Origin of the sequence: Streptococcus sp. zg-86 (assembly GCF_017639855.1) — a bacterium.
Taxonomy (GTDB): domain Bacteria; phylum Bacillota; class Bacilli; order Lactobacillales; family Streptococcaceae; genus Streptococcus; species Streptococcus zhangguiae.
Window position 1 is genome coordinate 610,736 of the sequence record NZ_CP072115.1, and the last position, 19,713, is coordinate 630,448.

The following is a 19,713-nucleotide window of genomic DNA, read 5'->3' on the forward strand; positions in this document are numbered from 1 at the left end:
AATTAGGTAGAGAAGATGTTTCATTTTATCCCAGCCTGGTATGGGCATAGTCGCCCTTGGTATGATTCTACAACTGTCTGGTATCGTGGTGTTTCTTCGATTCATTTTGATGATTCAATCAACCAAATGCGGATGTTTCAACAGACAAACGAAGAGATAGGGATGTTGGTGTTAAATTATATGCCCAATCTTCGATATTTTCTTCATCGCTATGATTTGTTTGAAGTGTCTTATTGGGCTGTCTTTGACGAGATTCAAAACACCCATCATATCCAGCCACAAATCCTACATTTCAAGGAATTCCAATGGCCTGAAGGAGTAGAGTTTATCTATACAAATTTTTTGGTGGCTGTTAGACAGGACAAAAAGTTACTGGCGCATGTGGAGTTTGGTGAAGAAGCACATCTGATTTACATTCAATTTTTTGAAGCGGACAAGCCGTTGAAACGGCTCGTTTTTGATGACCGTGGCTTCTTGTCGAGTATCGTATACTATGATGAACATGGGAAAGAGGGCTATCAGGACTATCTAAATGCGACGGGAGAGTGGCAGATTCGGGAGAATTTACAAACACAAGAAGTGGTGGTTAATCCTACTGTAGCACATCGTTTTCTGAAAGAACGGTATAGATCGATTGCCGAAGTTATCCAAGAAAAAGTGGAGACGTATATAGGCAGCTTGGCTGCAGAAGATGTCCTAGTCCTTGCTTCCAGCCAGCAGCATAATGACTTGCTTTTGAAAGTCAAAGGTTCGCATCGGCTGATTCTATCGTATTTTGGTGAGCGTTATCCTTTTCATCACAGAGACTCCTTGCTTCAAGACATGAAGCAGGCTGATCTAATTGTAGTGGATAGACAGAAGCATAAGGAACAGTTGCAAGAATATGTTTCTACGCCAATTGAGCATATTTCTCTGTTTGATGCTCGCTTAAATCTTGGAAAGAGTCAGCGGTTTCGGGAATTATTTCTCTATTTCTTGATGGATGGTATGGAAGAACAGGACTTGTTGCAGTATTTAGAGCAGATTGCTCATTTTATGGTAGAACAGGAAGATGTTCATCTGAAAATGGTTAGTTACCAGACCAATCCAGTTCAGGAGGAAGCAAAGCGAGACTGGCTTGAGAAAGTATTGGCGAGCTATGACTTGGACTTTTTCCAATTGGAAACGGGGGAAGAGCAGGTTGAGGCCTTTGAAGATGATGAGGAAGAAGTAGAGATAGAAGAGAAGCGAGTGAGCTTAGAATTTCTACGCTCAGATTTAGACATTATGAATTCCTTAGAAGAAAGCCGTCTGATTATTGATTTGACAGGCGAGCCTGATTTATATACCCAGATTGCAGGCATTAGTGCGGGAATTCCACAGATTAATAGTCAACCAACTGAGTTTGTCGAACATCTAAAAAATGGTTATCTGCTATCGGAACCTTCTGAGCTAAGTCTAGCTTTGCACCATTATTTGGTAGGATTACGAAATTGGAATGAATCCTTGATGTATGCTGCTCAAAAAATTGCGGCCTACACCAGCGGTAGTTTGGTAGAAAAAATAAAACAAAGTATAGGATATCATGAGTAAAAAAAAGATTAGATTGCTCCAAATTGGTCGTCAAAATTGGCAAGATGAAGTAGATATTCCAGAAAATATTGATTGGATTTACCTACAGCCACACGAGATTCTTTCTTTTTTTGAGTCAGAAAATGCGAAACTAGAAGCTCGTTATCAAAAAGAAAAAGCAAAATTTCCTAAAAAGAAGGATATCAAGCGGGGAAAACTAAGAGTGGATGGTGTTATTTTAACCGAAGTTAGTTACCCGTCAGCATTATTACTGTTAGAGAAGGTTGTAGAACCTTACCATGTATTTTTCTCGCAAGACTTAACAACAAGTGATCCAGTTTTACAGGAATTTCTTCGTCGAAAATTGGGACAGTCGGCAGATTTTTCGGATAAACCCTTTTTGCTTCGAACTTTTTCTAAAATTTTTTTTAGCGGGCAATTCGGGCAAAAAATGGGAATTGCGAATTTTACTGTTCAGACAGAGTCTGAAAGATACCTTTCTCACTATGAGGGGAATCACTATCTTGTCTTAGATGGTGAGTATGGAGAAGACTACCGAGTGGTTGGTTCTTTTTTGTATGGTGTACCAATTTATAAAGATGTTCAGGTGGAATTATGGCAGGAATTTATCAAGGATGCCAGTTGTGAAGTGAAAATTCGAGTGAGGTATATTGTAGACGGATCCTTGGATGATATTGCAGAAGAATGGGAGTTTGAAGGGGAAGACCTGCAAGAACCAAACGGTATTGAGACTCCCCACAATGGCTCGCTTTTTGTTAGTATTTTAGCGAAAGGAAAAGGATTCTTGAAGGTAGGTCCCTTGCATTATCGGTGGGGGAGAGCAGGTTTTGGTCAATTTACCTTGGGTGGTCAACGTTTTTCTGATTCAGAGCGTAGAGAATTTAATTATTTCTTTCATCCTGGGGATTTTAAACCTCCCTTGTGTGTATATTTTTCAGGCTTTCGTACAGCAGAAGGTTTTGAAGGATATGGTATGATGAAAAAGTTAGGAACTCCGATGTTATTGATCTGTGATCCACGTTTGGAAGGTGGTTCTTTTTACATGGGCACACCAGAATTTGAAAGAGCCATTTCTACTATTACTAATCAGTGTTTGGACTATCTTGGCTTTTCTAATAAGCAGTTGATTCTATCCGGGATGTCAATGGGAACTTTTGGGGCTACTTACTATGGAGCGGACTTAGATCCGCATGCTATTATTTTATCCAAGCCTATTTTCAGTCTGGGTCGGACAGCCGCTCTAGAAAAGACCATCCGTCCCGGTGGATTTCCAACGTCGCTAGATATGCTACTGCATTTTGAAGGTGATTTGTCAGAAGAAGCACAAGCTCGCTTTAATCAACGTTTCTGGAATAAAATCAAATCGGGCCACTATACGAATACAAGGTTCTTTATTGCCTATATGAAAAACGACGACTATGATTATATGGCTTTTCAAAACTTAATGGAAGTCTTTGCTCATACCGATGTGCAGGTTGTAGGAAAAGGCTGGGTAGGTCGACATTTAGATGGTTCGAGTGAGACAATCCCTTGGTTTTTAAATCAATACCAGAGGGTACTACAGATAGATTTTGGTAGAGGAGAAAGGTAATGGGACATCGAATTTACTGGGGGAAAATAGGACCTGAAACCTATTTGACGGGTTCGATTCTGATTCCAAAGAACAAGACAATTCAGATTGAAAATATCCTCATTCCCTCTGGAACCACCATGTATAAGTGGTCTTCATCGAAAAATTACCAAGCCGCTAGGGAACAGGCCAATCTGCCTTTACTCACAAGGGATGCTGTTTATCATTTGCATTTGTCAGCAGAGGTGACTCCTTCTCAGAGTGTTTATGTCCGAGTGAATTTTTATGATCGGTTCAACAAAGCAATTGATTTTACAATTTTAAGATCTTCTGAAGAACAGTTCACCTACCCTCATGAAGCCTACTACTATGATATTGAATTAATCAATGCTGGTTGTACGAAGATGATTTTCCATTATTTAGAATTGGAAGAAGTTACTCTTGAAAAAGATAGAGAGAAGCCAAAGGCTTTAAAAATTTTGTTTTGGGATCAGGAAGTGAAGGATGTGTTAGCTAGGAGTCTCTATGCTAAACAAGCAGATACCCTTGTGTTGACTGAGGGAGCGGATACTCTTTATTTTGACAAAGTAAATTTGGAAAAAGTCGAGCAGTTTATTACACAGTATCCCCGATTGCCCATTTACTTTATTGGAAGTGGTCCATGTGGAAACTTTGCGGCACTGTATCATGCCATGTATTTTGAGTTAGGCAAGGCTTATGTGACAAATGACATGTATGCAAAAGAAGAGTACGATAGGATGATATCGCAGATCTTTGAACAAGAAATTGATGTTGACCGTTTTTTGGAGCGCCTATCTTATAAGGAAAAAGTGATTTGGTATGAGGAGTTGAGGATACGGGACACACTATCTTTTATCGTACCTAGTATGAATGAAATAGACTATGCCTTGTTGATTCCCTCTACTGATTAAGCAGAAAGCTGGAAGAAAGAAAAAATGACACAAAATTGGTTTTCTTTAGACTATTATCGTTTGAAACGATTGAGAAGGATATTGAAAAAAATCAATGCCAGAAGTACTGAAATGGCAGCTTTGACAGACAGAGAATTACAGGGAAAAACAGCGGAATTTAGAGAACGCCTTGCTCAAGGAGAAAGTTTAGACAGTCTGTTACCTGAAGCATTTGCAGTGGTTCGAGAGGCCGATAGGCGGATTTTGGGGATGTTTCCTTATGATGTCCAAGTGCTTGGAGCAATCGTTCTCCATGAAGGAAACTTAGCCGAAATGAAAACAGGGGAAGGCAAGACCTTAACAGCTACGATGCCTCTTTATTTAAATGCTCTGTCTGGGCGTGGTGCTATGCTGGTCACAACAAGCGGGTATCTGGCAAAACGCGATGGGACAGAGATGGGAGAGGTTTTCCGATTTTTAGGCTTGACGGTTGGGATTGCTGAGGGAGATGATACCAAGACAAAATTAACAGCCAAGCGTAAGCGCCAAATTTATCATTCAGATATTATCTATACGACGAATGGAACCTTGGGGTTTGATTATCTGATTGACAATCTGGCAACATCTGCTCAGGGGAAATACATGCGTGACTTTCATTATGCTATCGTTGACGAAGCAGATGCTGTCTTATTAGATACAGCCCAAACTCCTCTAGTCATCTCTGGTTCACCTCGTCTTCAGTCAAACTTATTAACCTTTGCGGATCATTTCGTCCTCAGCTTAACCAAAGGGGAGGACTATATCTTTGAAGAGGATAAAAAAGAAATTTGGCTAACCCAAAAGGGGATTGATGTTGCAGAAGCCTATTTTTCAGTGGATAATTTCTTTAGTATTGAAAATTTTGACCTGGTTCGTCGTGTGACTCTGGCCTTAAAAGCCCATTACTTATTTGAAAAAGGGAAAGACTATGTTGTGGAGCCTGGGAAGGATGGGCAAGAGGAGGTAAAATTACTCGATCTTGGTAATGGACGAATCTTAGAAGGAACAAAGCTTCAAGGCGGCCAACATCAGGCTTTAGAGGCTAAGGAGCGCGTGAAGATTTCCGATGAAACACGGGCTATGGCCTCCATTACCTATCAAAATTTATTTCTCAAGTTTCCTGTCTTGGCTGGTATGACCGGTACTGGTAAAACGGTAGAAGATGAGTTTGTCGATACGTATAATATGGAGGTTATTCGTATACCGACTCATCGACCTATCCTCCGAGAGGATCGGAAGGATTTGATTTATACCACCTTACCTGAAAAAATTACCGCTTCAATGCAGCTCATTAAACAACTTCATGCAAAAGGGCAGCCCATGTTGATTGTAACAGGCTCTGTCAGAATGTCTGAATTGTATTCAGAAATTCTTCTAATGGAATCCATTCCGCATAGTTTGCTCAATGCCCATAATGCAGCGAAAGAAGCACAGATGATTGCGGAAGCTGGTCAAATAGGAGCTGTTACTGTTGCGACGAATATGGCAGGCCGTGGTACGGATATTAAGTTAGGAGAAGGCGTAGCAGAATTGGGAGGTCTAGCAGTTATTGGAACAGAGCGCATGGCCAATGAACGCATGGATTTACAAATGCGGGGACGTTCTGGACGACAGGGTGATCCTGGTTTCAGTCAGTTTTTTGTCTCTCTTGAAGATGACTTGCTGATGAAACATGGAAGTGAATGGTGCCAGGAGTATTTTAAGAAGTATAGGGATTCTTGTAATCCTTTATCGCCAAAACAATTGTCCAATCGTCGTTTCGATAAGTATCTGACCCAAGCTCAAGATAAGAGTGAGGCGCTGGGTCGTAGCTCACGCCAGACGAGTTTGGCCTATGATGAAAGTGTCAAAGTTCAACGTGAGACCATTTATGCTCAACGGAATCGCCTGATTTATGCAAGCCAAGATGAGTTTCACTTACTGGATGTCATCACAGGGGTAATTGATGACTTTCTCGCGCAGGAGGAAGGATCAAGTGAATTTACTATCAAACGTTTTATCTTTGATAACCTCTCCTATCATAGCTCTTTGATTCACCAACAAATTGATTATCAGAATCCGAAGCAAGTTCGGTCTCACTTGTTGCAGATTGCACAGGAGGAATTGGAGCGTAAGAAAGACTTTCTCAAGCAGGACTTTGGCCAGTTCCAACGCGTGTCTATTTTGAAAGCTATTGATGAAGCTTGGATTGAGGAAGTGGACTACTTGCAGCAGCTGAGAGTAGTTGTTAGTGCACGTTCGACTGCCCAACGTAATCCGATTTACGAATACCATAGGGAAGCTTTGGAATCTTATAATCGCATGAAAAAAGAAGTTTATCAGCTGGTTGTACGACATATTCTCTTGAGTGAAGTTTCCTACAATAAAAAACAAGAAGTTGAGATTTATTTCGCATAAGAAAGAAGAAAAAATGACAGTTTATAATATCAATTTGGGAATTGGCTGGGCCAGCAGTGGGGTAGAGTATGCTCAAGCCTATCGTGCTACTGTTTTTCGAAAAATTGGCATAGAGGCAAAATTTGTTTTTACAGACTTTTTTAGCCAAGATAACATCTGTGATTTAACCCGTAATATTGGTTTTCGTGATGATGAGATTATCTGGCTGTATAGCTATTTTACGGATATAAAGGTTGCATCAACAACAGTCACCATTCACGATATTCGGGAAGGATTTAGCGGGAATATTTTTCGGGAAGAAAAAGATAACTCGACTACTCGCCTCTTTTATGGTGAGAATGATTTTTTAACGGTCTACCATAAGGGGAGTGATTCAGAGCTTGTTCGTTGCGTGGAAATTGTATCAAAAGGGCAATTGGTCCGCAAGGATTTTTATACCTATACCAAGGTATTTAGCGAATATTACGCTCCCAAGGAAAATATGGCTACTCTGTATCAGCGCAGCTTTTTCAATGAAGATGGAAGTCTTGCCTATGAGGAAATTATCGGTGAAAAACAGTCTATTTATCGTTTGTCAGATATGATTTGCTACTCTAAGGAAGAATTTGTGGCTCATTTTATGAAGTCATTACATCTAACAACGAAAGATGTTGTCATTTTAGACCGAGCAACGGGTGTAGGTCAGGCAGTATTTGCCAATCGTGAGCCTGCAAAACTAGGTGTAGTTGTCCATGCAGAACATTACAGCGCAAATACGGTAACAGAACATACAATCCTATGGAATAACTTTTATGATTACCAATTCACCTACTCAGATGAGGTTGATTTTTTCCTAGTTGCTACTGAGCGTCAAAAGGAAATCATGGTGGCACAATTTGCACAATTTGAAGGCCGAAATCCAGTGATCTGGACGATTCCAGTTGGTAGTTTAGAGCAACTGCGCCAACCAGAAGTAGTGAGAAAAGCGTATTCTATGGTCACAGCTTCTCGCTTAGCTGCAGAAAAGCATATTGATTGGTTGATTAAGGCGGTCATCACGGCTCATGAGCAAATGCCAGAGCTCACCTTTGATATTTATGGAGCAGGTGGAGAAGAGCAAAAACTTCGGGAATTGATTTCTCAGGGTCAGGCAGGAAGCTATATTCAGTTGAAGGGCCATAAAGATTTAACAGATGTCTACCAAGAATATGAGGTCTACTTGGCTGGTTCAACTAGTGAAGGCTTTGGATTGACCCTCCTTGAAGCAATTGGTTCTGGGCTTCCTATCATTGGATTTGATGTGCCTTATGGCAATCAGACTTTTGTTAAGGAAGGAAGAAATGGTTATTTAATCCCTAAATACGAAGCGAATCAAGAGTCAGAGATTGTAGCTGCCTTTGCGGATAGGATTGTGACCCTATTTCAAAAACAAGATTTAGGAAGTTTCCAGCAAGTTTCTTATCAGGTAGCGGCAGACTATCTAACTGTAAAAGTCGAAGAGAAGTGGAAGCAACTGATAGAGGAGATGACGCATGATTAACCTATTTGACCATTATCACCAACAGAGTTGGGACTTACATTTTTCACTTTTAAAAGCTGGTTATACACATCCTACTGTAGTCATTCAAGACGATGGCTTTTTACCAGAGGATGTCACGTCGCCATATCTGTATTTTACGGGATTTGGGGAAGCAACAGGTTATCCACTCTACTTTAATGATTTGCCGCTGCCACGTTTTTGGGAAATTCGTTCAACAAATCAGCAGGCAGAAGTGTTTGATTTACATGAGAAAAAAGCGATTATTCATTTTTCTCCTGCACACCATAATCGTTTGGTTAAAACAGTAGATTGGTTAGATAGCAAGGGAAGAGTACGTTTTATCGATCGTTATAATCGCTTCGGAGCTCGATTTGCTCAGACAACCCTTTCTGAACAAGGTGAATCTATAAAAACCAGTTATTACAATCGCAAGCAGCAGGAAGTTATTGTCGAACATCATGCAACAGGTAGCATCTTACTGCAAGATGGAGGAAAACAGCATGTCTTTGCGAATCGTGAGCAATTTGTAGCCTATTATTTGCAGGTGGCTGGTTTTGATTTGGATCGTATTTTTTATAATTCCCTATCTACGCCATTTTTCGTTACTCTTTCTTTGCCAGGGGCTGGAGACGATATCCTCTTTTGGCAGGAATCAATTGCAGAGGACATTCCAGGAAATATGCGGTTCTTATTTGACCAATCACCACGTACAACAAAGGTCGTGGTACAAGATAAGGCAACCTATGAAAAGTTGCTCCCACTTTTGACAGAAGCCCAGCGTGAGTGCGTGTCGTATGTCGGCTTTCTGTATCCATTTAAGGAAGAGAGAGAAGAGGCACAGGATGCGCTTATTTTAACCAATTCGGATCAAATCGAACAACTAGAATCTCTCATTCAAGCCGTACCAGACTTGCAATTCCATATAGCAGCTCTGACAGAAATGTCTGGAAAATTGATGCGTATGGGAGAGTATCCAAATGTTCAATTGTATCCAAATATAACGGTAGATAAAGCGAGAGAATTGCTGAAAAAAAGTAGTATTTACCTAGATATCAATCATCATGAAGAGATTTTGTCGGCCGTCAGAGCAGCCTTTGAACATCGTTTATTGATTTTTGCCTTTAATGAAACACTTCACCATAGGCAGTATGTGGCACCCCAACAGGTCTTTCCAGCAACAGATGTGTCTGCTATGGTTGCGCAACTGAAATCTTGTTTGGAGCAGCCAACCTTTAGATACGAACTCTTACAAGCGCAAGGTCGACAGGCGAATGTGGCAAGTGAAGCAGATTATCAGAATCTTTAAGCTGAATGCTTATTTGCACATATTAGCAGGATTGCCAAAAAATCGGATCAGATAATTTATTTAAACAAGAAAAGCGAATAGGTGTCGTTTTCTGTCAATCAGAATCTACACTTATCCGCTTTTTATGATGATGCTTAGATGTTTGTTTTGCTATCTTTATTTTTTTACGTCAACATCCTTTATAATGTCAATTGCTTCAATTTTAATGTCTGTTTTTGGTTTGTCTTTGCTGTCTGTCTCAGTCGCTGCGATTTTATCTACAATCTCCATGCCTTCAATCACTTGTCCAAAGACCGTATAACCACCGTCTAGGTTTGGATTTCCTCCCTTTTTGTAGGCTTCTTTTATTTTGGTTGGATATTTACTAGCATCTAGCTGTCCAGAAGTATCTTTGGGATTTTGATTGATGAAGAACTGGCTACCGTTGGTATTTGGACCAGCATTTGCCATGGATAAAGCACCACGGATATTGTAGAGAAAGGCAGACTGTTCGTTCATAAAGCCATTTCCTTTGTCAATGTTCTTGTCTTTACCAGCCCAAATGGATTCTCCGCCTGTACCATTTCCTTGAGGATCACCGCCTTGAATCATAAATCCATTGATGACACGGTGGAAAATCACTCCATTGTAATAGCCTTCTTTGGCATGGGTCAGGAAATTTTCAACGGCCAAGGGAGCTTGTTCTGGGAAGAGTTTCAATTTAATATCCCCTTCGCTGGTCTTGATAAGAACAGCGGCTTCCGTATCTGCAATTTCCGTTGTCAATTGTGGGAAAGTCGCATCAGGATTGTTAATAGCGTAAGCCAAATCCTTGGCATATTGACTGGTAGCGGTTGTGTCAGAGCTTGCGGCTGGGGCTGATGAAGGAGTTGAAGAAGTTGTGGTTGTAGAGTTAGTCGTACAAGCTGTTAGAATGAGGCTTGTAGCAAGCGCAAGTAATAGTCGTTTTTTCATAAGATTCCTTTCCGATTCATAGAGTAGTCCTATTGTAGCATGAATTGCTTTCTTTTTCAAAAATCGCATAAAAGGAGTATTTTTGAGTAAAATTTGATATACTAATAGTATAAAGATTGAAAGGTGGATAGGGCTATGGGTACATTATCAATGATTCCTGTTTGGTTTTTGTTAGTCTTTGCGATTGTTATTGGAATGTTCCTATGGCGACTGGGCAGCTCTCTTTTTGAAGCTCTGCGAAACAATGCTTCTCCCAAGGAGGTTTTGTCTGCTAAGCTGATTAGCAAACGAACGCATGTGCATGGCAATGAGGGAGCCTATACTGCTTACTATGTCACCTTTGAATTAGACAATGGTGAACGCCGGGAATTTCGGGTGAAAAGCCAAATCTATGCCCTATCTGCTGAAGGTGACAAGGGTGAAGTAACCTTCCAAGGGACACGCTTTCTTGACTTTAAGAGGCTTGACTAGGAAATGTGGCAGAAATAGAGAGTGAGTGAGGTAGAATACGATATGACAGTAGAAGAGCAGGTAAGAGAACTTTACAAGGACCATGCTCGGATGCCCTATATTGCCCCAGACCGTGATTTAGCGACATGGTTACTGGATGCAAAGCCTGTTCCCAAGCGGAATATGGAACCTTTAACAGACGGATTATTGGCAGGGGATATCATCCTTTTGTGGCGGATTCAGTTTGATACCTTTACAACGGATTCGGTTTTTCCTAAGTATTTTGAGTATACTTACGGAATTGATGCGGCTAAGCATTTGGCAGATTTGGTGAAAAATGGCTACGCCGCTGTCGAAACAGCCTTTGATTCGTTGGATCATGTCAATGCGACCATGAAGAAAAATATGCTCAAAACAAAGAGTGTTACAGGTCTATCTAAAATGAAGGCAGCGGATCTGGATTTCGCTTTAAGAGAACAGTTTTCGGAAGAAGAATTAGCACAACTCTTTAGTGTTCGTGGCTATAAACTGACAACTAAGGGAGAAACAGTCCTTGCAGCACATTCTGAGGTGATTGACCGTCATCCCAAGAAGAAATTTTAAGGATTGAGATTGTTCAAAGATAAGTTATTTAGTCATACATGAAGAGAAAAGGAGAAAAGAGTATGCAAAAACGATTGATGCGTGATCGATATGATGTAAAAATTGCAGGAGTATGTGCGGGAATTGCCAAGTATTTTGACTTGGACCCGACTCTTGTGCGTGTGATATGGGGAGTTTTAGCCTTTGCCTATGGCTTTGGTGTCATTCCTTATTTAATCTGTTGGTGGGTAATGCCAGTTGATAATGGACAAGATGATGACCAAGAGATTATTTTTTAAACTGGAAACAGCTGTACGATGAAACATTACAATAGGATGACAGAGAAAACAAACAGATGACAACTATTTCTTTCTGTGACAGCTAAAATACAGTTTCATGAAAAAGGCTTAAAATGCCTTTTTTGTTTTCGAAATTATGGTAAGATGGTCTCTATCACAAAAGAAAAGGAAGAAATGATGTCTTTAAACGTAACGAAAAAAACAATGCTATTTTCAACCCTTGCCCTATCCCTATTTACTGCGACAACGCAGGCAGATGAATTAACAGAGCAATGGATTCCTCGATCAGTAGAAGAAATTCAAAGAGATATGTTCTCTCAGGCAAACAAGCAGACCTATACGATTCAATATGGAGACACACTCAGTGCCATTGCAGAAGCCCTTAATATTGATATGACAGTCTTAGCTAATATTAATAAGATTGCAAATATCAATTTGATTTTTCCAGAAACAGTCTTAACGGTCACAACTGGTCCTCAAGAAGAAGTTAGCACAATCGAAATTCAAACTCCTCAGACAGACAAGGACGAAGAGCAAGTCACTGCCAAAGTTGATTTAGAAAAAAATGAAGTAGTTGTCAATGACCAAATAGTGCCAGTCCAAGACTTGACAGACCAGGTAGACTCGCCAGAAGCACCGGTTTCTCCAAATGCAGAGGAAGACTCTCATCAAACTCAAGAAGCAGAAGCTACTCCAAATCCCCAAAGTGCACCAGCTACTGTAGAAATGAATCAAGCCGAAGCTCCTGCTGAAACGACTGTTGCTGAAGAGAATCCAGTAGTAACAGAAGCTCCTGTTGAAACAAGTTCTGCCCCTACTCCAGCTCCAGTTCAACCTCAATCTGCACCAACGAGTGCTCTGGCAGACTTTGCTGCTATTGGTGCCGCAAATCCTGCTAATGCAGGTCTTCAACCGCAAACAGCGGCATTCAAGGAAGAAGTAGCTAGTATTTATGGGCTAAGTGCTTTTAGTCTTTACCGTCCGGGTGATAGCGGAGATCATGGTAAAGGTCTTGCAGTTGACTTTATGGTTGGAAACAATGAAGCCCTAGGTGATCAGGTTGCGAATTATTCGATTCAAAACATAGCTAGCAAGAATATTTCTTATATCATTTGGAAACAACGCTTTTATGCTCCTTATCCAAATATCTATGGTCCAGCTAATACTTGGAACCTAATGCCTGACCGTGGTAGTGTTACCGAAAATCACTTTGACCACGTTCATGTGTCGATGAATCCATAAACGATTTATACTTATAAACTCTCCAATCAACTCTGCTTGTTGGGGAGTTTTTGTCATCAAGCCAATACTAGACCTACCAGTAAAGTATGGTATAATAGAAGCATGGCAAGACAAAATCAGACAAACAGAGGGCGGAACACGCGACGCCCAACAAAGGGTGAATTAGCCCGACAAGCAAAAATCAAATCTATTTTTCTACGGTTTTCAGTGGTTGTATTTCTTCTCTTTGCTACAAGCAGATTAGGAGTTTTTGGCGTGACAGCCTACAATCTCTTTCGGTTAGTAGCTGGTAGCGCAGCCTATATTCTGATTGCAGCGATTTTTATCTATACTCTTTTTTCAACTAAGTTACGCCAGAGAGAAGGAATGATTTCTGGTTTCTGGCTGGTATTGGCTGGAATTTTACTGGAATATCAAGCCTATTTTGATCTTTTATATAAGAAAAAAGATTTGCTACACCATACCTTTCAACTAGCCCTATCAGACCTTTCTGCCTTTCGAGTAAAGGAATTTTTGGGTGGCGGTCTGCTAGGTGGCGGTCTGTATGTGCCCGTTTCTTTCTTATTTGCAACCTTGGGTACTTTTTTCATCGGCGTACTCTTGATTGCCTTTGGACTGTTTTTTATGAGTCCGTGGTCGATTTATGATCTAGCAGATGGTGCAGTTTATTTGCGGGACAAATACCGAGAGGGAGCAGCGATTCGGGCAGAAAAACGTGCTATAAAGGCAGAAGAAAAAGCTCAGCGCCAAGCAGAGGCAGAAGCCAAACGATTGGTAGAAGAGCAAAATGAGCCAGTAGAGCTTGGAGCTTTTGAACCAGTAGAACTTCCTATGGTTGATAGAGAAACAGGCGAAATTCTCGAAGCAGAAGAACGAGAGATTCCAATATTAGCAGAAGAGCGTGTCGAATCCTTTGAGGATGACTTCCCTGTCTTGTTAGCTGATGAAGAAGAAATTTTCGAAGAACTAAGAGCAGAAGAAATTGCACTCGATTTCAAACCAAAAGCCCAATTGGCCTACAAATTACCGACAATTGATCTTTTTGCACCAATAAAAGTCAAAAGTCAAGCAAATGAAAAGAAAATCGTCCGTCAAAATATCAAGGTCTTGGAAGATACCTTTGCAAGTTTTGGAATCAAAGTAGTGGTTGAGCGGGCAGAAATCGGCCCGTCAGTAACTAAATATGAGGTGAAACCTGCAGTTGGTGTGAGGGTGAATCGGATTTCCAATCTGGCAGATGATTTGGCCCTAGCCCTTGCAGCGAAGGATGTTCGGATTGAAGCACCGATTCCAGGAAAATCTTTGGTCGGTATTGAAGTGCCAAACTCAGAAGTTGCGATGGTACCGTTTAGAGAATTATGGGAACAAGCAAAAACTTCTTCAACTAAATTATTGGATATTCCACTTGGTAAGGCAGTAAACGGCTCCGTACGTTCCTTTGATTTGGCTCGTATGCCGCATTTATTGGTCGCTGGTTCAACAGGTTCAGGAAAATCTGTTGCGGTGAATGGGATTATTGCTTCCATTTTGATGAAGGCAGGACCAGATCAGGTGAAATTTATGATGATTGATCCTAAAATGGTTGAATTATCGGTGTATAATGATATTCCTCATCTTCTGATTCCCGTTGTGACTAATCCTCGGAAAGCTGCGCGAGCACTCCAAAAAGTCGTTGATGAAATGGAAAAACGCTATGAACTCTTTAGCCATTTAGGCGTTCGGAACCTCGAAGGCTATAACACAAAAGTTGCAGAATTTAACTGTAACTCAGATGAAAAGCAAATTCCTCTGCCATTGATTGTGGTCATTGTAGATGAATTAGCAGACTTGATGATGGTAGCCAGCAAGGAAGTAGAAGATGCTATTATTCGCCTTGGACAAAAGGCGCGGGCAGCTGGTATTCACATGATTCTCGCAACCCAGCGTCCATCGGTTGATGTCATATCTGGTTTGATTAAGGCAAATGTTCCGTCTCGGATTGCCTTTGCTGTATCAAGTGGAACGGATAGTCGTACGATTTTGGATGAAAATGGTGCAGAGAAATTATTGGGTCGAGGCGATATGCTCTTTAAACCCATTGATGAAAATCATCCTGTCCGCTTACAAGGTTCCTTTATTTCAGATGGTGATGTTGAAGCGATTGTGAGCTTTATTAAACACCAAGCAGAAGCTGAGTACGATGAGTCCTTTGACCCTGGTGAAGTAACAGAAGGAGACTTTGAGGGTGCAACAGGTGATAGCGGTGGTGATCCGCTCTTTGAAGAAGCAAGAGCCTTGGTTGTTGAAACGCAAAAAGCCAGCGCTTCTATGATTCAACGTCGCTTATCGGTTGGCTTTAATCGTGCAACTCGCTTGATGGAAGAATTGGAAGCTGCCGGTGTGATTGGTCCTGCTGAAGGAACGAAACCAAGAAAGGTATTGGAAACGCAATGATGCTATTAGACACCCTACATCATATTGCCATTATCGGTAGTGATTACCAAAAGACAAAAGAATTTTATGTCGATAAGCTAGGCTTTGAACAACTAGATGAGCATATCCGACCAGAAAAGAATGATATTCTCTTCAACGTTCGCAAAGGAAATATGGTACTCGAAATCTTTATTAAACCAAATGCCCCCAAACGACCACCCATGCCTCAACCAGAACATACAGGCTTACGTCACCTTGCCTTCAAAGTAGCAGATGTCGAAAAATGTTTGATGGAGTTTGATCAATTAAACATCCCCCATGAACTCTTACGCTATGACGACTTTGACGGCAGAAAAATGGCCTTCTTCTTTGACCCAGACGGCCTCCCTTTGGAAATACATGAGTGAGAAAAAAACAGCCCAGTGGGCTGTTTTTTCACGAGCCAAGAAACGCAAGAGCGAATTGACAGCGCAGCAAGAGAGAGGGGATATTACCAGAATCTAGTTGTTGCAAAAAGAAAAAACGCTCCTTCATGGAGCGATAATTAGCTTTTGATTGTAAATAAGGCAATGACAAGTGCAAGATACATGAAGAAGGTGAGAATGAAGCCTGCCCGCCAAAAGAATTTGAAAAAGCGATGATAGGAAAAATGCCGCTTTTTAAATAAAAAGAAGTAAGTAATCATCAGTGTCAAAATAGAGAGCGCCAAAACCAGTTGGGGCAATAGGCTGTGATAATACACTTTGTCCGAGATTAAATAAAATTCGAAGGCATAGATAGGAAAAGCAATATCTGCGAAGTTCCAGCCCTTTTTCTGTAGTTTGAACAACTTGACTACTAAAAGAGAGATTATCAATGGAAGAATCAAAAAGAGTATAGAAGCAATTTTCAAGAATATCATAGCTTTATTCTATAAAAAAACTAAGAAAAAGTAAACATAAAGCTTGATTTTTTGCGAAAATACTGTATAATGAGAAGGTATGTGAAAATCACATATTTGTGGGAGGTAAAAATCTTTAATTACCGCAAAAACCACAATAGGAGGATTTAAAGATGGCTAAAAAAGTCGAAAAACTTGTAAAACTTCAAATTCCTGCAGGTAAAGCTACTCCAGCTCCACCGGTTGGACCAGCACTTGGTCAAGCAGGGATCAATATCATGGGATTCACTAAGGAATTTAACGCTCGTACAGCTGATCAAGCTGGTATGATTATCCCAGTTGTAATCTCAGTATATGAAGATAAATCATTTGATTTCATCTGTAAAACACCACCAGCTGCTGTTTTGTTGAAAAAAGCTGCAGGTGTTGAAAAAGGTTCAGGTACACCAAACAAAACAAAAGTTGCAACAGTTACTCGTGCGCAAGTACAAGAAATTGCTGAAACTAAAATGCCAGATTTGAACGCTGCAAACCTTGAGTCTGCAATGCGTATGATCGAAGGTACTGCTCGTTCTATGGGATTCACTGTTGTTGACTAATCAATGACACCCCACAACCCGCAAGACTTCATCATTTCTGATGAGTGACGTGGGAGATGAAAATCGATATGACCACATTACAAGGAGAATAAAAATGGCTAAAAAAAGCAAACAAATGCGTGCTGCACTTGAAAAAATCGACAGCACAAAGGCTTACAGCGTAGAAGAAGCTGTAGCACTTGCAAAAGAAACTAACTTTGCAAAATTCGATGCAACTGTAGAAGTTGCTTACAACTTGAACATTGATGTTCGTAAAGCAGATCAACAAATCCGTGGTGCGATGGTATTGCCAAACGGAACTGGTAAAACTTCACGCGTATTGGTGTTTGCACGTGGTGCAAAAGCTGAAGAAGCAAAAGCTGCTGGTGCAGACTTCGTTGGTGAAGATGACCTCGTTGCAAAAATCAACGGTGGTTGGTTAGATTTCGATGTTGTTATCGCAACACCTGATATGATGGCACTTGTTGGACGTCTTGGACGTGTTCTTGGACCACGTAACTTGATGCCAAACCCTAAAACTGGTACTGTAACAATGGATGTTGCAAAAGCAGTTGAAGAATCTAAAGGTGGTAAAATTACATACCGTGCTGACAAGGCAGGTATCGTACAAGCAATCATCGGTAAAGTATCATTTGATGCTGAGAAATTGGTTGGAAACTTCAAAGCGTTCCACGATACAATTGTAAAAGCAAAACCAGCTACTGCTAAAGGTACTTACATGACTTCTGTTACAATCACTACAACACAAGGTGTTGGTATCAAGGTTGATCCAAATTCATTGTAAAAATAGATAAAGTCCTATCGGTTGATAGGACTTTTTTACATGCCATTTCTATTTCATCCAAAGAGAAATAACCTGATCGGATTCTTCAAGGACGAGGGTGTCAAGCACTTCTTGTTTTTCTATGTCAAAATAGATGAGACGATTCTGAACGGTAAAAAGTAATTTCCCACCTGTAGTATACTTGAAGTTTTTAAGGTGTGATGTACTAATCTCATGTGTATCATTGTTTAAAATGTGCGATACATCAATAAATGTTGTTTCGCCTGTATCTAGGTTAAGAGTAGAGAAACACAATTTTAGAGTGCCGGACGCAGAGGAGTCATGGGTGATAAACAGACGATTGCCATCATGATAGATAAAGTCAGGATTTTTTTCGTTTAAGTTGATAAATTCTGGCTGCATAGACTGTAAATCAAGGACTAGCAGTCGATTATCTGGTATCGTTGCTCCTTTGGTAAGGATAGAATGCAAGGAAGCATAGAGTACCCCTTGAATGATGGTAGCCTGTGCAAATCGGGGAACACCTCCATCCAATTCAGAGAGCGTTTGGTCAGAGATAAGGGAGAGGTTCGTTTCATCTAACTCGAGTAGATGGATTGTTGAGTCTTTGGCAAAAGCTACTAAATGGATGTGATGACTTGTATCATTAAACGTTTGTATCCCGTCAGCGAGGTCATCAAAGGTTTTACTCTGGATTTCTTTTCCTTCTTTGTCAAATTGGGTGAGAGTGTTGGCATACCATGTATAGAAAAAATCTAGACTACTTCCCATTCCAACAGTAGAAGCATACTTGGTTTTATGTAGTTGTGTCTGACTAGTTTCAAAATCAATGCTAAAAATAGCAGAAGGGGGAGAGGATAATTGCATTTCCTCTTTTCTACGCTGAAAGACAAGATAGCGTTTATCAAATGAGGTAGCAGGATAAAGCGTTGTATTCCATGGAAGTTCAGAGTGCTTGGTTTGTTTGGTGACTTGAAGTTTATCGTTATGAATCTGGATAGCAGAGATGGATTTGGTACCAATAAGGTAGGCATCTGCTTGTTCGGTCAAGGGAACTTCTGGCAGTTTATCGGGTATGAGCTTGGGGATAGCCTGACAACCCAGTAGTCCAATAAGAGTGAGAATAATAGCTGGGATAAGTAGTTTGTGTTTCATGATGTGTCTCCTATTTATATTTCTATCCCATTATTTTGTAAGGATAGTATAGCATATAAAAGATAAAAAGAAAACGGCTTCATTCTTGTTTGTATCAAATAATTGACATTTTTCCTAAAATTTTATAAGGTAAAGGGAATAAACTTTGAAAGGAAACATGCAAAGATGACGGATTATGTGAAACCACCAGTTTGGATTTGGGAAGACGAAAATGACCATAAGAGTGGGAATCGGCCAACAGCCGGAAGTCGATTTGATCAGGTTTTGCCAAGAGGAGAAAAGCCATTGCAAGTTTACTCGCTGGGCACTCCAAATGGGATAAAAGTAGCGATTATGCTAGAAGAATTGAAAGAAATAGGCGTAAAGAATGTAGACTATGATTTATTTCTTATCAATATTGGAAAAGGAGATCAGTTTGGCTCAGACTTTGTAGCAATCAATCCGAACTCCAAAATTCCTGCTTTGGTAGACCAATCAGGCGATGAGGATATTAAGGTCTTCGAATCAGCTCATATCTTGCTGTATTTAGCTGAAAAATACAGAAAATTCATACCAAAAAATCTCCAAGATAAAACAGAAATGATGAATTGGTTATTTTGGCAAACTGGAGCAGCACCCTTTGTTGGAGGTGGTTTTGGTCATTTCTTCCACTATGCACCCACTGCCCAAGAATACCCTATTAACCGCTATACCATGGAAACCAAGCGTCAGCTGGATCTCTTGGATCAACTATTGGCAACCCGCTCCTATATCGCAGGAGAGGAGTATACTATTGCAGATATTGCGATTTGGTCTTGGTATGGTCGTTTGGTAGAAGGTAAGCTCTACCCAGGTTCAGCAGCATTTTTAGATGTGAAGGCCTATAAATATCTAACAGAGTGGACAGAAAAAATTGCAGCTCGTCCTGCTGTTCAGAGAGGTTTACTCGCTGAATATAAGCCTATTATGGAAGAATAGTCTCCTTGACGAAAAGAAATGGGGTATGGTAGAATAAAAAAGTAGTTTTTACCATAGTGTAAAGGCATATTATTATGAAAATTAA

Annotated in this window: 18 protein-coding genes; 15 read left to right on the plus strand and 3 right to left on the minus strand. The window is 40.5% G+C overall.

The genetic code is table 11. From position 1 onward, the window contains the following. Positions 1–15 precede the first annotated feature (15 nt). The 6 genes from asp1 to gtfB are packed head-to-tail and all read left to right on the plus strand — an operon-like array spanning position 16 to position 9,314. Complete coding sequence (asp1, locus tag J5M87_RS03130) at positions 16–1,572, plus strand: accessory Sec system protein Asp1 (RefSeq protein ID WP_154608705.1); 1,557 nt, start codon at positions 16–18, stop codon at positions 1,570–1,572. Next, a complete protein-coding gene (asp2, locus tag J5M87_RS03135) occupies positions 1,565–3,163 on the plus strand; it encodes an accessory Sec system protein Asp2 (protein ID WP_154608706.1) in 1,599 nt (532 codons plus the stop codon). Before asp1 ends, asp2 begins: the two co-directional genes overlap by 8 nt. After that, the gene (gene asp3, locus J5M87_RS03140) at positions 3,163–4,074 is read left to right on the plus strand and encodes an accessory Sec system protein Asp3 (protein ID WP_154608707.1); all 912 of its coding nucleotides are present in this window, start codon (positions 3,163–3,165) and stop codon (positions 4,072–4,074) included. The genes asp2 and asp3 overlap by 1 nt, the downstream gene beginning before the upstream one ends. Positions 4,075–4,098: 24 nt before the next feature. Continuing rightward, positions 4,099–6,489 (plus strand): accessory Sec system translocase SecA2, encoded by a 2,391-nt coding sequence (gene secA2 / locus J5M87_RS03145; RefSeq protein ID WP_154608708.1) that lies wholly within the window; start codon positions 4,099–4,101, stop codon positions 6,487–6,489. A 13-nt stretch (positions 6,490–6,502) separates the two neighbouring features. Beyond that, on the plus strand, positions 6,503–8,008 hold the full coding sequence (gene gtfA / locus J5M87_RS03150) for an accessory Sec system glycosyltransferase GtfA (protein WP_154608709.1): 1,506 nt from the start codon (positions 6,503–6,505) through the stop codon (positions 8,006–8,008). Further along, on the plus strand, positions 8,001–9,314 hold the full coding sequence (gene gtfB / locus J5M87_RS03155; RefSeq protein ID WP_154608710.1) for an accessory Sec system glycosylation chaperone GtfB: 1,314 nt from the start codon (positions 8,001–8,003) through the stop codon (positions 9,312–9,314). The genes gtfA and gtfB overlap by 8 nt, the downstream gene beginning before the upstream one ends. 156 nt (positions 9,315–9,470) lie before the next feature. On the opposite strand, the gene J5M87_RS03160 is transcribed toward gtfB, so the two are convergent. Continuing rightward, a complete protein-coding gene (locus tag J5M87_RS03160; protein ID WP_154608711.1) occupies positions 9,471–10,268 on the minus strand; it encodes a peptidylprolyl isomerase in 798 nt (265 codons plus the stop codon). A 135-nt stretch (positions 10,269–10,403) separates the two neighbouring features. Between J5M87_RS03160 and J5M87_RS03165 the strand changes: the two genes are divergently transcribed. From J5M87_RS03165 to gloA2, 6 genes are all read left to right on the plus strand, one after another. Continuing rightward, positions 10,404–10,739 carry a DUF2500 domain-containing protein gene (locus tag J5M87_RS03165; protein ID WP_154608712.1) on the plus strand — a complete coding sequence of 112 codons (336 nt, stop codon included), beginning with the start codon at positions 10,404–10,406 and terminating at the stop codon, positions 10,737–10,739. A 42-nt stretch (positions 10,740–10,781) separates the two neighbouring features. Beyond that, on the plus strand, positions 10,782–11,321 hold the full coding sequence (locus J5M87_RS03170) for a hypothetical protein (RefSeq protein ID WP_154608713.1): 540 nt from the start codon (positions 10,782–10,784) through the stop codon (positions 11,319–11,321). 62 nt (positions 11,322–11,383) lie between these two features. Beyond that, entirely contained in the window at positions 11,384–11,599 is a 216-nt protein-coding gene (locus J5M87_RS03175) for a PspC domain-containing protein (RefSeq protein ID WP_154608714.1), read from the plus strand. Positions 11,600–11,776: 177 nt separating this feature from the next. Next, positions 11,777–12,841: a LysM peptidoglycan-binding domain-containing protein gene (locus J5M87_RS03180; protein WP_154608715.1), complete on the plus strand. Its 1,065-nt coding sequence runs from the start codon at positions 11,777–11,779 to the stop codon at positions 12,839–12,841. A 102-nt stretch (positions 12,842–12,943) separates the two neighbouring features. Then, entirely contained in the window at positions 12,944–15,274 is a 2,331-nt protein-coding gene (locus tag J5M87_RS03185) for a DNA translocase FtsK (RefSeq protein ID WP_154608716.1), read from the plus strand. Then, complete coding sequence (gloA2, locus tag J5M87_RS03190) at positions 15,274–15,660, plus strand: SMU1112c/YaeR family gloxylase I-like metalloprotein (protein WP_154608769.1); 387 nt, start codon at positions 15,274–15,276, stop codon at positions 15,658–15,660. Before J5M87_RS03185 ends, gloA2 begins: the two co-directional genes overlap by 1 nt. 137 nt (positions 15,661–15,797) lie before the next feature. Here the strand turns inward: gloA2 and J5M87_RS03195 are convergent, their stop codons facing one another. Continuing rightward, on the minus strand, positions 15,798–16,154 hold the full coding sequence (locus J5M87_RS03195) for a DUF3397 domain-containing protein (protein ID WP_154608717.1): 357 nt from the start codon (positions 16,152–16,154) through the stop codon (positions 15,798–15,800). Between the two features lie 152 nt (positions 16,155–16,306). Here J5M87_RS03195 and rplK point away from each other — a divergent pair, with 152 nt between their 5' ends. Beyond that, positions 16,307–16,732 carry a 50S ribosomal protein L11 gene (gene rplK / locus J5M87_RS03200; protein ID WP_075103919.1) on the plus strand — a complete coding sequence of 142 codons (426 nt, stop codon included), beginning with the start codon at positions 16,307–16,309 and terminating at the stop codon, positions 16,730–16,732. A gap of 94 nt (positions 16,733–16,826) precedes the next feature. After that, complete coding sequence (gene rplA, locus J5M87_RS03205; RefSeq protein ID WP_154608718.1) at positions 16,827–17,516, plus strand: 50S ribosomal protein L1; 690 nt, start codon at positions 16,827–16,829, stop codon at positions 17,514–17,516. A 48-nt stretch (positions 17,517–17,564) separates the two neighbouring features. Here the strand turns inward: rplA and J5M87_RS03210 are convergent, their stop codons facing one another. Beyond that, on the minus strand, positions 17,565–18,671 hold the full coding sequence (locus tag J5M87_RS03210; protein WP_154608719.1) for a hypothetical protein: 1,107 nt from the start codon (positions 18,669–18,671) through the stop codon (positions 17,565–17,567). Between the two features lie 165 nt (positions 18,672–18,836). Between J5M87_RS03210 and yghU the strand changes: the two genes are divergently transcribed. Beyond that, on the plus strand, positions 18,837–19,628 hold the full coding sequence (gene yghU / locus J5M87_RS03215; RefSeq protein WP_154608720.1) for a glutathione-dependent disulfide-bond oxidoreductase: 792 nt from the start codon (positions 18,837–18,839) through the stop codon (positions 19,626–19,628). Positions 19,629–19,713 lie beyond the last annotated feature (85 nt).

Excerpts from the sequence above, each read along its gene's own strand:
- asp1 (WP_154608705.1), top strand. The coding sequence starts at position 16 with ATGTTTCATTTTATCCCAGCCTGGTATGGGCATAGTCGCCCTTGGTAT.
- asp2 (WP_154608706.1), top strand. The coding sequence starts at position 1,565 with ATGAGTAAAAAAAAGATTAGATTGCTCCAAATTGGTCGTCAAAATTGG.
- asp3 (WP_154608707.1), top strand. The coding sequence starts at position 3,163 with ATGGGACATCGAATTTACTGGGGGAAAATAGGACCTGAAACCTATTTG.
- secA2 (WP_154608708.1), top strand. The coding sequence starts at position 4,099 with ATGACACAAAATTGGTTTTCTTTAGACTATTATCGTTTGAAACGATTG.
- gtfA (WP_154608709.1), top strand. The coding sequence starts at position 6,503 with ATGACAGTTTATAATATCAATTTGGGAATTGGCTGGGCCAGCAGTGGG.
- gtfB (WP_154608710.1), top strand. The coding sequence starts at position 8,001 with ATGATTAACCTATTTGACCATTATCACCAACAGAGTTGGGACTTACAT.
- J5M87_RS03160 (WP_154608711.1), bottom strand. The coding sequence starts at position 10,268 with ATGAAAAAACGACTATTACTTGCGCTTGCTACAAGCCTCATTCTAACA.
- J5M87_RS03165 (WP_154608712.1), top strand. The coding sequence starts at position 10,404 with ATGGGTACATTATCAATGATTCCTGTTTGGTTTTTGTTAGTCTTTGCG.
- J5M87_RS03170 (WP_154608713.1), top strand. The coding sequence starts at position 10,782 with ATGACAGTAGAAGAGCAGGTAAGAGAACTTTACAAGGACCATGCTCGG.
- J5M87_RS03175 (WP_154608714.1), top strand. The coding sequence starts at position 11,384 with ATGCAAAAACGATTGATGCGTGATCGATATGATGTAAAAATTGCAGGA.
- J5M87_RS03180 (WP_154608715.1), top strand. The coding sequence starts at position 11,777 with ATGTCTTTAAACGTAACGAAAAAAACAATGCTATTTTCAACCCTTGCC.
- J5M87_RS03185 (WP_154608716.1), top strand. The coding sequence starts at position 12,944 with ATGGCAAGACAAAATCAGACAAACAGAGGGCGGAACACGCGACGCCCA.
- gloA2 (WP_154608769.1), top strand. The coding sequence starts at position 15,274 with ATGCTATTAGACACCCTACATCATATTGCCATTATCGGTAGTGATTAC.
- J5M87_RS03195 (WP_154608717.1), bottom strand. The coding sequence starts at position 16,154 with ATGATATTCTTGAAAATTGCTTCTATACTCTTTTTGATTCTTCCATTG.
- rplK (WP_075103919.1), top strand. The coding sequence starts at position 16,307 with ATGGCTAAAAAAGTCGAAAAACTTGTAAAACTTCAAATTCCTGCAGGT.
- rplA (WP_154608718.1), top strand. The coding sequence starts at position 16,827 with ATGGCTAAAAAAAGCAAACAAATGCGTGCTGCACTTGAAAAAATCGAC.
- J5M87_RS03210 (WP_154608719.1), bottom strand. The coding sequence starts at position 18,671 with ATGAAACACAAACTACTTATCCCAGCTATTATTCTCACTCTTATTGGA.
- yghU (WP_154608720.1), top strand. The coding sequence starts at position 18,837 with ATGACGGATTATGTGAAACCACCAGTTTGGATTTGGGAAGACGAAAAT.